The sequence below is a fragment of the Sphaerotilus sulfidivorans genome, assembly GCF_013426975.1.
Lineage (GTDB): Bacteria > Pseudomonadota > Gammaproteobacteria > Burkholderiales > Burkholderiaceae_C > Sphaerotilus > Sphaerotilus sulfidivorans.
The window spans coordinates 124,393-137,087 of record NZ_JACCPY010000001.1; the positions used below are offsets into that span (position 1 = coordinate 124,393).

The window sequence follows — 12,695 nt, forward strand, 5'->3', positions numbered from 1 at the left end:
CATGCGCATGAGGCGAAAGGACAGGTGTGTCCGTTCGCTCAGACCGGCGTGACGACGACGGTCTTGCGGTTCTCGGCGCCCTTGACGGCGAACGAGATCGTGCCGTCGACCAGCGCGAACAGCGTGTGGTCACGGCCCATGCCAACGCCCGGACCGGCGTGGAAACGGGTGCCGCGCTGACGCACGATGATCGAACCTGCGCTCACGACCTGGCCACCGTAGGCCTTGACGCCGAGCATCTTCGGCTGGGAATCACGGCCGTTCCGTGTGGAACCGCCGCCTTTTTTCTGTGCCATGTTTCAGCTCCTGGGAGATCTGGAATGAGGACCGGGGATCAGGCCACGACCGCGCTGATCTGCAGCTCGGTGTAGTTCTGGCGATGGCCCTGGCGCTTCTGGTAGTGCTTGCGGCGACGCATCTTGAAGATGCGGACCTTGTCGTGACGACCGTGCGAGACGACGGTGGCCGTCACCGAGGCGCCATCCACCAGGGGTGCACCGACCTTGAGCTCCGCGCCGTTGCCGACGGCGAGCACCTGGTCGATCACGATCTCCTGGCCGACGTCCGCAGTGATCTGTTCTACCTTGATTTTTTCGCCGGCTGCAACCTTGTATTGCTTGCCACCGGTTTTTATGACCGCGTACATGTCAACCCTTTCGTGGGGAAAAGAACTTCCTGATCGCGCGCCGTGGCCTGCCTGCCTTGTGAAGCAGCAGACCCGTTCCGCGCGAAGCCGAAGATTGTAGCACGGCTCATGCAAGCAGTCCGCAATCCTGTCGGATCGGGCCGACGCACCCGCGCCGCCGGACTGTCGGGCGATACCGTCACGGGCAGGCGGGGGCCGCAGGCTTCCTATAATCCACGGATTGTGCCCTCCCGACCTGAGAAGTCCTCCCTCGTGAGCCTCGCCACCGATTCCTCGAACAACCAGGCCGCCATCACCGAACTGATGGCCGGCGAGATGGCGCAGGTTGACGCCGTGATCCACCGTCGGCTCGCCTCCGAGGTGGTGCTGATCAACCAGATCTCGCACTACATCGTCAGCGCGGGCGGCAAGCGGCTGCGCCCGATGCTGGTGCTGCTGTTCTCGCGCGCGCTCGGCTTCGAGCAGCCGGCCCGCTTCGAGCTGGCCGCCACCGTCGAGTTCATCCACACCGCGACGCTGCTGCATGACGACGTGGTCGACGAGTCCTCGCTGCGACGCGGCCGCCAGACCGCCAACGCGCTGTTCGGCAATGCCGCCAGCGTGCTGGTGGGCGACTTCCTGTACTCGCGCGCCTTCCAGATGATGGTGTCGGTCGACAGCATGCGGGTGCTCGAGGTGCTGGCCGACGCAACCAACGTCATCGCCGAGGGCGAGGTGCTGCAGCTGCTGAACATGCATGACCCCGACATCTCGGTCGAGGACTATCTGCGTGTCATCCGCTACAAGACCGCCAAGCTCTTCGAGGCCAGCGCCCGCATCGGCGCGGTGCTGGCCGGCAGCGACAGCCCGCTCGAGGAGGCCTGCGCGGCCTACGGCCAGGCGCTGGGCACCGCCTTCCAGATCGTCGACGACCTGCTCGACTACGAGGGCACCACCGCTGCGCTGGGCAAGAACGTCGGCGACGACCTGCGCGAAGGCAAGCCCACGCTGCCGCTGCTGGCGGCGATGAGCCGCGGCACGCCCGAGGAGCGCGAGCTGATCCGCCATGCGATCCAGAACGGCCAGGTCGAGCGCCTGGACGAGATCGTCGCCATCGTGCGCCGCACCGGTGCGCTGGACATCACCCGCGAAGCCGCCCGGGCCGAGGCCGAACGCGCTCGCGAACATATTTCTGCGCTCCCCTCTTCCCAATTCAAGGATGCGCTGCTAAGATTGACAGTCTTGGCGGTTGACAGAACTTCCTGAGCAATCAGACGAGTTCACGACTGAAGAGCACACGGGGTGTAGCTTAGCCTGGTAGAGCGCTACGTTCGGGACGTAGAGGCCGGAGGTTCGAATCCTCTCACCCCGACCAGCTTCTTCAGCATCCATGTCAGCCAGACGCCAAATTTCGGGGTGTAGCTTAGCCTGGTAGAGCGCTACGTTCGGGACGTAGAGGCCGGAGGTTCGAATCCTCTCACCCCGACCAGACATTTCCTTGCACGACAAGGACGCATCAAAGCCCCACCTGCTGGGGCTTTGTCGTTTCCGGCCCCGAGCGCTGTCGATCCTCGGGCGCGGCGGGCCAACGGAGTCAGAATCCCCCCATGACCCACGCCCCCTGCACGACCCTGCCCTCGTGGCCCCACGCCTATCCGGCCAGCGGCGCCCGCGCCACGCTGAAAGCCCTCAACGAGGACTTCATCGTCACCGAGCTGCCGCTGCAGCTGCCCGGAGGCACGGGCGAACATCTCTGGCTGGATGTCGAGAAGAACGGCGCCAACACCGCCTTCGTCGCGCAGCAGCTGGCTGCCGCCTCGGGCGTGACCGAGCGCGACGTCGGCTACGCCGGCCTGAAGGACCGCCACGCGATCACCCGCCAGTGGTTCAGCATCTACCTGCCGACCGGCAAGGCTGGCGAGACGCCCGACCTGACGACACTCGAGCACCCGGAATTCAAGGTGCTGGCCCAGAGCCGCCATGTGAAGAAGCTGCGCCCCGGCGATCTGCAGGGCAACCGCTTCCGCATCACTCTGCGCGACGTGAAGGGCGAGCGCGAGGCCATCGAGGCCAACCTGAAGGCGGTTGCCGCGCAGGGCGTGCCCAACTACTTCGGCGCGCAGCGCTTCGGCTTCGACGGCGGCAACGTCGAGCAGGGCCGGGCCATGCTGGCGCGCGAGATCCGCGTGCGCAACCCGAAGAAGAAGGGCATCTACCTGTCGGCGGTGCGCTCCTTCGTCTTCAACGAGGTGCTGGCGCAGCGCATCGCGCAGGGCCTGTGGGGGCAGGTGCTGCCCGGCGACGTGATGGACGAGGCCGGCCGCCCCACCGGGCCGCTGTGGGGCCGCGGCCGCGTGAGCACCGCCGACGAGGCGCAGGCGCTGGAGAACGGCGTGGCCGAGCGTCACGCCACGCTGTGCAGCGGCATGGAATTCGCCGGACTGGACCAGGAACGCCGCGCCCTGGTGGCGCTGCCGGCCGACATGACCTGGGAATGGCCGCAGGCCGACCAGCTGGTGCTGAGCTTCAGCCTGCCCGCCGGCAACTACGCCACCTCCGTGCTCGACGAGATCCTGCACACCACCGAGCCCGAGCGGCACGCCGAGAACGAGCCCGAAGCCGAAGCGCCATGACCGCCGCCGCCCGCCTGCTCGCCCTGCCCGTGCTGCTGCTGCCGCTGGCCGCGGCGGCCCAGACGCCACCGAACGCCGCGCCCGAGGCCACGCTGCAGGCCTGCTTCGCCGAATTGCAGCCTGCCGCCCGCGCAGCCGGCGTCACGCCCGAGACCTGGCAGCGCCACACCGCCGGCCTGGCCGCCCTGCCCGACGTGCTGGACAAGCTCGACCAGCAGCCCGAGTTCCGAACGCCGATCTGGGACTACCTGGCCGCACTGGTCGATGACGAGCGCGTCGCGCAGGGCCTGGCGATGCTGGAGCAGCACCGCCTGGTGCTGGACGAGGTGGCGCAGCGCCACGGGGTCGACCCGGCCACCGTGGTCGCCGTCTGGGGCGTCGAGAGCAACTTCGGGCAGACCTTCGGCAAGTACCCGCTGGTGCAGGCGCTGGGCACGCTGTCATGCCAGGGGCGGCGCCAGACCTTCTTCCGCGGCGAGCTGTTCGCGGCGCTGCGCATCCTGCAGGCCGGTCATGTCGCGCTGGAGCGGCTGGTCGGCTCCTGGGCCGGCGCTTTCGGACACACCCAGTTCATGCCGACCACCTACGAGCGGCTGGCGGTCGACTTCGACGGCGACGGCCGCCGCGACCTGATCGACAGCGTGCCCGACGCACTGGCCTCGACCGCGAACTTCCTGACCCGCGCCGGCTGGAAGGACGGCCTGCCCTGGGGCTTCGAGGTGCGGCTGCCGGCCGGCTTCTCCACCGAGGGCCAGGGCCGGCGGGTGCGCCAGCCGATGGCGCGCTGGCGCGATCTGGGCCTGCGCCGCGCCGACGGCTCGCCGCTGCCGGAACTCGAGCAGCCCGCCGGCCTGATGACGCCGGCCGGCGCACGCGGCCCGGCCTTCCTGGTGCTGAAGAACTTCGACGCGATCTACAGCTACAACGCCGCCGAGAGCTACGGGCTGGCGATCGCGCATCTGGCCGACCGGCTGCGCGGCGGCGGCCCCTTCGTGACGCCGTGGCCGACCGACGACGCCGGCCTGTCGCGCGCCGAGCGCCGCGAGCTGCAGCAGCTGCTGGCCGGACGCGGGCACGACATCGGCACGATCGACGGCCTGCTGGGCGAGCGCAGCCGTGCGGCGATCCGCGCCGAGCGCCAGCGCCTGTTCGGCGAGCGCACCCCGGACGGCCGCGCCGGCCAGAAGCTGCTGCGCACGCTGCGCGCCGAGGCGCTGCTGCCGGCGACCGACAGCGCAGCACCCGCCTCGCCCGACATGCCGATCAGCCGGTGAACAGCGCGCGGTGGGCGTCGCGCAGCAGGTTCTTCTGCACCTTGCCCATCGCGTTGCGCGGCAGCTCCGTCACCACGAAGGCGCGCTTGGGCACCTTGTAGCCGGCGATCTGCGTCTTCAGCCGCGCCACCAGCGCGTCGGCGTCGAGCGCGGCGCCCGCCTTGGGCACGATCAGCGCGATCACGCCCTCGCCGAAGTCCGGGTGCGGCACGCCGACCACCGCCGACTCGGCCACGCCGGGCATGTCGTTCAGCCAGCCTTCGATCTCGGCCGGGTAGACGTTGTAGCCGCCGCTGATGATCAGGTCCTTGCTGCGGCCGACGATGGTCAGGTAGCCCTGCGCGTCGAAGCGGCCGACGTCGCCGGTCCTGAACCAGCCGTCCACGGTGAACTCCTCGGCCGTCTTTTCCGGCATGCGCCAGTAGCCGCCGAAGACGTTGGGGCCGCACACCTGCACGTTGCCGATCTCACCCACGGGCAGCGCCACGCCCTGGTCATCGACGACGCGCACGCCCACGCCCGGCAGCGCCGGCCCGACCGTGCCACCCAGGCGACGCGGCTCCGGCTCGCCATCGGCGGCGCGGCAGGGGTTCGACGTCAGCATGATCGTCTCGCTCATGCCGTAGCGCTCCAGGATGGTGTGATGGGTGCGCGCCTGCCAGTCGCGGAAGGTCTCGATCAGCAGCGGCGCCGAGCCGGAGATGAACAGCCGCATGCGCGCGCAGGCCTCGCGCGTCAGCCCGGCCTCCTGCAGCAGCCGCACGTACAGCGTCGGCACGCCCATGAAGACGGTCGCGCGCGGCAGGCGCTCGACCACCGCCTTGGGGTCGAACTTCGCCAGCCACAGCATCTTCGAGCCGTTCAGCAGCGCGCCGTGGCTGGCGACGAACAGGCCGTGGACATGGAAGATCGGCAACGCGTGGATCAGCACGTCGCCCTCGCGCCAGTCCCAGAAGTCCTTCAGAACCTGCGCGTTCGACAGCAGGTTGCCGTGGCTGAGCATCGCGCCCTTGCTGCGGCCGGTGGTGCCGGAGGTGTAGAGGATCGCGGCCAGATCGCCGGCCGCCTTCGGCGCGATCTCGTGCGTGTCGGGAAAATGCGCGGCGCGGTCGAGTAGCGTGCCGGTGCGATCGTCGTTCAGCGTGAAGACATGTGCCACGCCCTTCTGGAAGGCGAGCTGGCTGATCCATGGGAAGTTCCTGCCGGCGCAGACCACCACCGCCGGCTCGGCGTTGCCGATGAAGTAATCCAGCTCGGCCGCCTGGTAGGCGGTGTTCAGCGGCAGGTAGACGAAGCCGGCGCGCAGGGTCGCCAGGTACAGCATCAGCGCCTCGACCGACTTCTCGGTGTGCGCGGCCACCCGGCTGCCGGCCGGGATCTCCAGCGACTGCAGCAGGTTGGCCAGCATCGCGGTGGCGCGGTCGAGGTCGCGCCAGGAGTAGTCCAGCCCGCTGTCGGTCTCGATCGCGATCGCGTCGAGGTCGGCGGGAAAGGCGGCGCGCAGGGCGGCGAAGAGGTTGGGATTGGCGGCGGGGCTCATGGGCGGCGGGCGTGGATCCCCGCCTGCGCGGGGATGACGGAAGGAAGGGGCGGACTCAGGCGCCGAAAGGCTCAGGTGCAGGCGGACTCAAGCGCCGGTGAACCTCGGGGCGCGCTTCTCGATGAAGGCGGTGATGCCTTCGCGGTGGTCGGGACCGCTGGCGTAGGCGGCGAGCTGCTGGCGCTGGGCCTCGGAGAACGCGAACTGCGGCGCGACCAGACGCAGCGCCTGCTTGTTCAGGCGCGCCGCGCGCGGGGCGCCGGCGGCGATGCGCCGCGCGGTGGCCTCGGCCTCCTGCGCGACCTCCTCGTCGGGCATCACCCGCTGCACCAGGCCGCGCTGCAGCGCGACCTCGGCCTCGAGCAGCCGCGCCTCCAGCAGGATCTCCGCGGCGGTGGCCAGCCCGGCCACCCGCGCCACGCCGGCAAGCTCGTCGATCGCCATCGGGAAGCCCAGCCGGGCGATCGGCGCGCCGAAGCGGCTCGAGCGCCCGGCGATGCGGATATCGCACTGGCAGGCGATCTCCAGCCCGCCGCCGACGCAGGCGCGCTCGATCTGCGCCACCAGCGGGATGTCGCAGCGGTACATCGCGTCGAGCGCCGGCGCGACGATGTTCTCGTGGAAGTCGCGCACCGTGTCCGGCTCGAAGCGGAAGGCCGGGAACTCCTCGATGTCGCCGCCGGAGACGAAGGTGCCGCCCTCGCCGCGCACGATCACGCAGCGCAGGTCGGGCTCGCGCGCGGCCAGGCCGTCGAAGATCTGGCGCAGCTCGCGCCACATCGCGACATTGACGGCGTTGAGCTTGCCCGGGTTGGACAGGGTGAGCACCGCCACGCCCGACAGCGTGGCGTGGGGTTCGAGGCGGACGGCGGACGGGGCCGGGGCATTCATGCGGGACGATCTCCAGAGAAGTCCTGAAAGGACGGATGCGCAGGCATCGGGGGCGACGATGCTAGGCCGGCTCGCTGACCGCAGGCTTGAGCGGCGCCCGGCTCACTTCAGCGCATCCCACAGCAGCTTGACGCCGGTCAGGAACATGCCCCACTGCACCAGCCGGTAGAACCAGCGCGGCGAGACATGCTTCGTCGCCTGGATGCCGATCAGCACGCCGGCGGCGGCCACCGGCATCAGCGCCGCCGAGGTGGCGAGCTGCCCCCAGTCCAGCAAGCCCAGCAGCCCGTAGGGCACCCACTTGGCGGCGTTGATCGCGGCGAAGAACACCGCCGAAGTGCCGGCATAGGCCAGCGGCGCCATGTGGCGCGGCAGCAGCGCCATCACGATCGGCGGGCCGCCGCTGTGCGCGATGAAGCTGGTGAAGCCGGAGGTCAGCGCCAGCGCGCCGCTGGCCGCCGCGCCGGGCGGTGCGGCATCGGCCTGCGGCGGGAACTTCAGGTTCCAGGCCAGGAAGATCAGCGTGACCAGGCCGGTCAGGCCGCCCACCCACTGCGGCGACAGCACGCCGAAGCCGATCCAGCCCAGCACGATGCCGATCAGGCCGGCGGGCAGCAGCTGGCGCAGCACCGTCCAGTCCGCATGACGGCGCAGCGTCATCAGACCCATGACGTCGGAGAGGCACAGCAGCGGCAGCACCAGCGCGGCGGCCTGCGGCACGGTCACGCTCATCGCCAGCAGCGGCGTGGCCAGCGCGCCGATCCCGGAGGCGAAGCCGGACTTGGAGATGCCCACCAGCAGCGCGGCCGGCACCGCGACGGCGTAGAACGCCGGATCGGTGATCACAGGATGCGGCAGGCGTCGTCGAAGTCCAGGCGCGCGGCACGCGGGCGCAGGCCGGCGGGGTCGCCGTGGCCGAGATTGCACACCAGCAGCGTCTTCACCGCGGTGCCGCCCCAGAAGGCGGCGTCCACGCCGGCGGCGTCGAAGCCGGCCATCGGGCCGCAGTCCAGGCCCAGCGAGCGCGCGGCCAGGATGAAGTAGCCGGTCTGCAGCGTGGCGTTGAAGCGCGCCATGTGCTCGACCTTGGCCGGCTGGCCCGCGAAGGCGGCAGCAGGCACATGCGGCGCCAGCCGGCCCATCGTCGCGGGAAAGTCGAGGTCGGCGCCCAGCACCGCCACCACCGGCGCAGCGGCGGTCTTGGCACGGTTGCCCTCGGCCATCAGCGGCAGCAGCGCAGCACGCGCCTCGGCCGAGACGATGAAGCGCACCCGCAGCGGGCCGCAGTTCATCGCCGTCGGCGCCCATTTCAGGCGCTCGTGCAGCTCGCGCAGCAGTTCGGGCGCGACCGGGCGATCCTGCCAGGCGTTGTGGGTGCGCGCCTCCGAGAACAGCTGCGCAGAGGTGAGCGTGATCGTTTCCGGCGAGGTCGTCATGGCGGGGCCGTCCGGCCCGCAGCCGGCAGCGACAGTGGAAAAAGGCCACAATTGTCGGATGTTTGCCCCCAGCCAGAACGACGTCCGGACATTCTTCTGCGAGGCCTGGCGCAAGTCGCGCGCCGGCGAGCCGCTCTCGCCGATCGAGACCCTCGCGTCGCAGTGGATCGAGCTCCACCCCGAATACCATGCCGAGCTGGCCGACCTGCCCGCCGCGCTGGCCGCCGTCTACCAGGTCGAGGACGGCCGCACCAATCCCTTCCTGCACCTGTCGATGCACCTGAGCATCAGCGAGCAGGTCTCGATCGACCAGCCGCGCGGCATCCGCCAGGCGGTCGAGCTGCTGGCCGCCAAGCGCGGCGACCTGCACGCGGCGCAGCACGAGGTGATGGAGTGCCTGGGCGAGATGATCTGGGCCTCGCAGCGCAGCGGCCAGCCGCCCGACCCGCACGCCTACCTCGACGGCGTGCGCCGCCGCGCCACCGCCGACCGCGGCTGAAGCGGCAGATCGCCCCATGAGCGCCACCTCCCCCGCCGCCACCACCGTGGCCCGCCCGGCCGATCTGATCATCGCCATCGCGCTGGCGCTGCTGCTGGGCCTGCAGCCGGTCTCGACCGATCTCTACCTGCCGGCGCTGCCCGGCATCAAGACCGAGCTGGGCGCCTCGATGGTCGCCACCCAGCAGACCATGGCCGCACTGCTGCTGGCCTTCGGCTTCGGCCAGCTGGTCTGGGGGCCGGTGGCCGACCGCTTCGGCCGCCGGCCGGTGCTGCTGGTGTCGCTGTCGGCCTATCTGCTGTCCAGCCTGGCGGCGGCCGCCGCGGCCGACATCCAGGCGCTGATCCTCACCCGCATCGTGCAGGGCGCGGCGATGTCGGGCGCGGTGGTGGTGGCCCGCGCGATGGTGCGCGACCTCTACCAGCCCAGCGAGGGCATGCGCATCATGTCGCTGGGCATGTCGGGGCTGGGGCTGATCGCGCTCTCCAGCCCGCTGCTGGGCGGCCTGGTGACCGGCTGGTTCGGCTGGCGTGCCAGCTTCGTGACGATTGCGCTGATCGTGCTGGGCGCGCTGCTCTTCGTCGCGCTGCGCCTGCCCGAGACGATCCGCGAGCGCAATCCACACGCACTGCAGCCGGGTCCGCTGCTGCAGGGCTGGTCGCGCATCCTGCGTCATCCGACCTTTCTCGGCTGGTCCGGGCTGACCGCGGCGACCTACGGCGGCCTGTTCCTGTTCCTGTCGGGCTCGTCCTTCGTCTACATGCAGGTGCTGGGCCTGAGCGCGACCCAGTACGGCCTGGCGCTGTGCAGCAGCTCGGTGGCCTATCTGGCCGGCACGGTGGTGTGCCGGCGCTGGCTGGTGCGCCACGGCCCGACCGGCGCGGTGCGCCGCGCGGCGCTGATCTCGCTGGCCGGCGGCCTGTCGATGGCCGCGCTGGCGCTGGCCGGCGTGCAGACGGTCTGGGCGGTGCTGCTGCCGCAGCTGGCCTATGCCTTCGGCCACGGCACGCACCAGCCCTGCGGGCAGGCCGGCGTGGTCGGCCCCTTCCCCCAGCAGGCCGGCATGGCCTCGGCGCTGTCGGGCTTCATTCTGGCGGCGACCGCCTTCCTGCTCGGCCAGTGGCTGGGCGGCGCGCTCGACGGCACGACCCGGCCGCTGGCCTGCGGCGTGGGCGCGGCCTCGGTGGCGGTGGCGCTGATCGGCTGGACCGTGGTGCAGCGCCACGGCCTGCCGGCGGAGAAACACGCATGAGCGCCGCCCCGGTGCTGGTGATCGCCGGCCCGACCGCCTCGGGCAAGACCGGCGCGGCGCTGGCGCTGGCGCGTGCGGCGCGCGCGCGCGGCCTGCCGCCGGTGGAGATCATCAGCGTCGACTCGGCGCTGGTCTACCGCGGCATGGACATCGGCACCGCCAAGCCCACGCCGGCCGAGCGGGCCGAGGCGCCGCACCACCTGATCGACCTGATCGAGCCGACCGCCGCCTACTCGGCCGCCGAGTTCGTCGCCGACACGCGCCGGCTGATCGGCGAGATCCGCGCGCGCGGCGCCGAGCCGGTGCTCGCCGGCGGCACGATGCTCTATCTGAAGGCGCTGTTCGACGGCCTGGACACGCTGCCGCCGGCCGACGCCGCGCTGCGCGCCGAGCTGGACGCGCAGGCCGCGCAGATCGGCTGGCCGGCGATGCACGCGGAGCTGGTGCGCATCGACCCGGTCACCGCCGCGCGGCTGGCGCCGAACGACGCGCAGCGCATCCAGCGCGCGCTGGAGGTCTGGCGCCTGAGCGGGCAGCCGCTGTCGGCCTGGCACACCGGACGCTTCGACCGCGCGCGGGTGGCCGAGGCGGCCCGGCCCGACGAGTTCCGGCTGCTGTCGCTGGAGCCGCAGGAGCGCGCCTGGCTGCACGCGCGCATCGCGCAGCGCTTCGAGGTCATGCTGGCCGAGGGCTTCGTGCCCGAGGTCGAGCGGCTGCGCGCGCGCGGCGACCTCGACCCCGGCCTGCCGTCGATGCGCTGCGTCGGCTACCGCCAGGCCTGGGAGGCGCTCGACGGCCTGTGGCCGGCCGACGAGCTGGCCGAGCGCGGCATCGCCGCGACCCGCCAGCTCGCCAAGCGCCAGCTCACCTGGCTGCGCGGCATGCCGCAGCGCGAGGTCATCGCCGCCGACGGGCCCGACCCGGTCGGCGCGGTGCTGGCGCGCGGCCTGCCGCTGCTGGAGGCGCGGGCACGATGACGCCGGCACCGCTGCTGCGCCTGCAGGGCCTGGGCAAGGCCTACCGCGACACGCCGGTCTTCGACGCGGTCAGTCTGGAGATGGCGCCGGGCGAGGTGGTGGCGCTGGTGGGCGACTCCGGCGTGGGCAAGTCCACGCTGCTGAACTGCATCGCCGGGCTGGACCGCGCCGACCGCGGCCAGGTCGAGATCGCCGGCCGCGAGGTGCAGTCGCTCGACGATCACGCCGCCGCGCTGCTGCGCCGCGAGGCGCTGGGCTTCGTCTTCCAGGCCTTCCATGTGCTGCCGCATCTGAGCGTGGCCGACAACATCGCGCTGCCGCTGCTGCTGCTGGGCTGGCGCGAGCGCACGGCCATCGACGCCCGCGTGGCCGAGCTGCTGGCCGAGGTCGATCTGGCCGGGCTGGGCCCGCGCCGCCCGCGCGAACTCTCCGGCGGCCAGCTCCAGCGGGTGGCGATCGCACGCGCGCTGGTGCACCGCCCGGCGCTGATCCTGGCCGACGAGCCCACCGGCAATCTCGATCCGCGCACCGCGCAGCGGGTGCTCGACCTGCTGGTCGGCCAGGCACGGCGCCACCGGGCCGGCTGTCTGATCGTCACCCACTCGGAGAGCGCCGCCGCGCAGGCCGACCGGCGGCTGCGGCTGCGCGCCGACGGCATCGAGGCGCTGCGATGAACCCTGCCGAGCGGTCCGCGACCTCAGCCGCCGAGCGACAGCGGCAGGGTGTGCACCCGGTCGCGGCCGGCACGCTTGGCGTCGTAGAGCGCCTGGTCGGTGGCACGGATCAGCGCATCCAGCGTCGGCGTGGCCGCGCTCATCGCCACCACCCCGAGACTGATGGTCACCGGCACCTGCAGCGGATGCTGCGGATCGCGCAGCCCGGTCTGCACCGCCTGGCGCATGCGCTCGGCCAGCCGCACCGCCTCGCGCTGGCCGGTCTCGGGCAGCAGCACGATGAACTCCTCGCCGCCGAAGCGCGCCAGCAGATCGGTGCGCCGCAGCGTCGCCGCGCAGGTCTGCGCGATCTCGACCAGCAGCCGGTCGCCGGTCTGGTGGCCGTGCTCGTCATTGACACGCTTGAAATGATCGACATCGATCAGCACCAGCGCCAGCGCACGGCCATGCCGGGTGGCACGCTCGAACTCCAGCGCGGCCTGGGTCATGAACCAGCGGCGGTTGCGCACACCGGTCAGCGCATCGGTCAGCGCCAGGTGCTCGGCACGGCTGCGCGCCTGGTCGAGCGCGACGATCAGCCGCAGCGTGATGCCTGCGCCCAGCCCGGCGATCGGCACCGGCAGCAGCGTGGCCAGCAGCAGCGAGCGGGTGCTCAGCGGCCAGCCCGCCAGCAGATGCCACAGCACATCGAGCAGCACCGACAGCAGCACGCTGGAGCCGACGATGGCCAGCGTGGCCTGCCTCACCCCGATCCGGTGCACCCAGTCGGCCAGCCGGTCCATCCACGGACCGAAGCCGGTCGGCAGGCGCTGCGCCGCCTCGACCGGTTCACCCACCGCCGCCGGATTGGCCAAGTTTGCCGGATGGGTTTCGGGATCGTTCATGTTCTTGGAT

At 71.5% G+C, this 12,695-nt stretch carries 14 protein-coding genes and 2 tRNA genes; 9 read left to right on the forward strand and 7 right to left on the reverse strand.

What is annotated here, in order from left to right; genetic code table 11:
- Nucleotides 1-38: 38 nt before the first annotated feature.
- Together rpmA and rplU are read right to left on the reverse strand one after the other, a co-directional pair.
- On the reverse strand, nucleotides 39-296 hold the full coding sequence (rpmA, locus tag HZU84_RS00530; RefSeq protein WP_037478753.1) for a 50S ribosomal protein L27: 258 nt from the start codon (nucleotides 294-296) through the stop codon (nucleotides 39-41).
- Nucleotides 297-334: 38 nt separating this feature from the next.
- Nucleotides 335-646, reverse strand: coding sequence for a 50S ribosomal protein L21 (rplU, locus tag HZU84_RS00535; RefSeq protein ID WP_149502888.1), 312 nt, complete (start codon nucleotides 644-646; stop codon nucleotides 335-337).
- A gap of 252 nt (nucleotides 647-898) precedes the next feature.
- Between rplU and ispB the strand changes: the two genes are divergently transcribed.
- The 5 genes from ispB (at nucleotide 899) to HZU84_RS00560 (ending at nucleotide 4,532) form a co-directional block, all read left to right on the forward strand.
- Nucleotides 899-1,891 carry an octaprenyl diphosphate synthase gene (gene ispB, locus HZU84_RS00540; RefSeq protein ID WP_256365874.1) on the forward strand — a complete coding sequence of 331 codons (993 nt, stop codon included), beginning with the start codon at nucleotides 899-901 and terminating at the stop codon, nucleotides 1,889-1,891.
- A gap of 32 nt (nucleotides 1,892-1,923) precedes the next feature.
- Nucleotides 1,924-2,000, forward strand: a tRNA-Pro gene (locus HZU84_RS00545).
- A gap of 37 nt (nucleotides 2,001-2,037) precedes the next feature.
- Nucleotides 2,038-2,114, forward strand: a tRNA-Pro gene (locus tag HZU84_RS00550).
- A gap of 118 nt (nucleotides 2,115-2,232) precedes the next feature.
- On the forward strand, nucleotides 2,233-3,258 hold the full coding sequence (gene truD, locus HZU84_RS00555) for a tRNA pseudouridine(13) synthase TruD (protein ID WP_149502886.1): 1,026 nt from the start codon (nucleotides 2,233-2,235) through the stop codon (nucleotides 3,256-3,258).
- A complete protein-coding gene (locus tag HZU84_RS00560; RefSeq protein ID WP_149502885.1) occupies nucleotides 3,255-4,532 on the forward strand; it encodes a lytic murein transglycosylase in 1,278 nt (425 codons plus the stop codon). Before truD ends, HZU84_RS00560 begins: the two co-directional genes overlap by 4 nt.
- Here HZU84_RS00560 and HZU84_RS00565 read toward each other — a convergent pair.
- The 4 genes from HZU84_RS00565 to HZU84_RS00580 form a co-directional block, all read right to left on the reverse strand.
- The gene (locus tag HZU84_RS00565) at nucleotides 4,522-6,072 is read right to left on the reverse strand and encodes a malonate--CoA ligase (protein WP_149502884.1); all 1,551 of its coding nucleotides are present in this window, start codon (nucleotides 6,070-6,072) and stop codon (nucleotides 4,522-4,524) included. The genes HZU84_RS00560 and HZU84_RS00565 overlap by 11 nt on opposite strands.
- 87 nt (nucleotides 6,073-6,159) lie before the next feature.
- On the reverse strand, nucleotides 6,160-6,963 hold the full coding sequence (locus HZU84_RS00570) for an enoyl-CoA hydratase/isomerase family protein (protein WP_149502883.1): 804 nt from the start codon (nucleotides 6,961-6,963) through the stop codon (nucleotides 6,160-6,162).
- Nucleotides 6,964-7,065: 102 nt separating this feature from the next.
- Nucleotides 7,066-7,809, reverse strand: a complete 744-nt coding sequence (locus HZU84_RS00575; protein WP_244954428.1) for a sulfite exporter TauE/SafE family protein — start codon at nucleotides 7,807-7,809, stop codon at nucleotides 7,066-7,068.
- Nucleotides 7,806-8,399, reverse strand: coding sequence for a malonic semialdehyde reductase (locus HZU84_RS00580; protein WP_149502882.1), 594 nt, complete (start codon nucleotides 8,397-8,399; stop codon nucleotides 7,806-7,808). Before HZU84_RS00580 ends, HZU84_RS00575 begins: the two co-directional genes overlap by 4 nt.
- Nucleotides 8,400-8,457: 58 nt before the next feature.
- On the opposite strand from HZU84_RS00580, the gene HZU84_RS00585 reads away from it, so the two are divergent.
- The 4 genes from HZU84_RS00585 to HZU84_RS00600 are packed head-to-tail and all read left to right on the forward strand — an operon-like array spanning nucleotide 8,458 to nucleotide 11,801.
- Entirely contained in the window at nucleotides 8,458-8,898 is a 441-nt protein-coding gene (locus HZU84_RS00585; protein WP_149502881.1) for a DUF1841 family protein, read from the forward strand.
- A gap of 16 nt (nucleotides 8,899-8,914) precedes the next feature.
- On the forward strand, nucleotides 8,915-10,150 hold the full coding sequence (locus HZU84_RS00590; protein WP_149502880.1) for a multidrug effflux MFS transporter: 1,236 nt from the start codon (nucleotides 8,915-8,917) through the stop codon (nucleotides 10,148-10,150).
- Nucleotides 10,147-11,127, forward strand: a complete 981-nt coding sequence (miaA, locus tag HZU84_RS00595; RefSeq protein ID WP_149502879.1) for a tRNA (adenosine(37)-N6)-dimethylallyltransferase MiaA — start codon at nucleotides 10,147-10,149, stop codon at nucleotides 11,125-11,127. The genes HZU84_RS00590 and miaA overlap by 4 nt, the downstream gene beginning before the upstream one ends.
- Nucleotides 11,124-11,801 (forward strand): ABC transporter ATP-binding protein, encoded by a 678-nt coding sequence (locus HZU84_RS00600; protein WP_149502878.1) that lies wholly within the window; start codon nucleotides 11,124-11,126, stop codon nucleotides 11,799-11,801. The genes miaA and HZU84_RS00600 overlap by 4 nt, the downstream gene beginning before the upstream one ends.
- Nucleotides 11,802-11,824: 23 nt before the next feature.
- Here the strand turns inward: HZU84_RS00600 and HZU84_RS00605 are convergent, their stop codons facing one another.
- A complete protein-coding gene (locus HZU84_RS00605) occupies nucleotides 11,825-12,685 on the reverse strand; it encodes a GGDEF domain-containing protein (protein ID WP_149502877.1) in 861 nt (286 codons plus the stop codon).
- Nucleotides 12,686-12,695 lie beyond the last annotated feature (10 nt).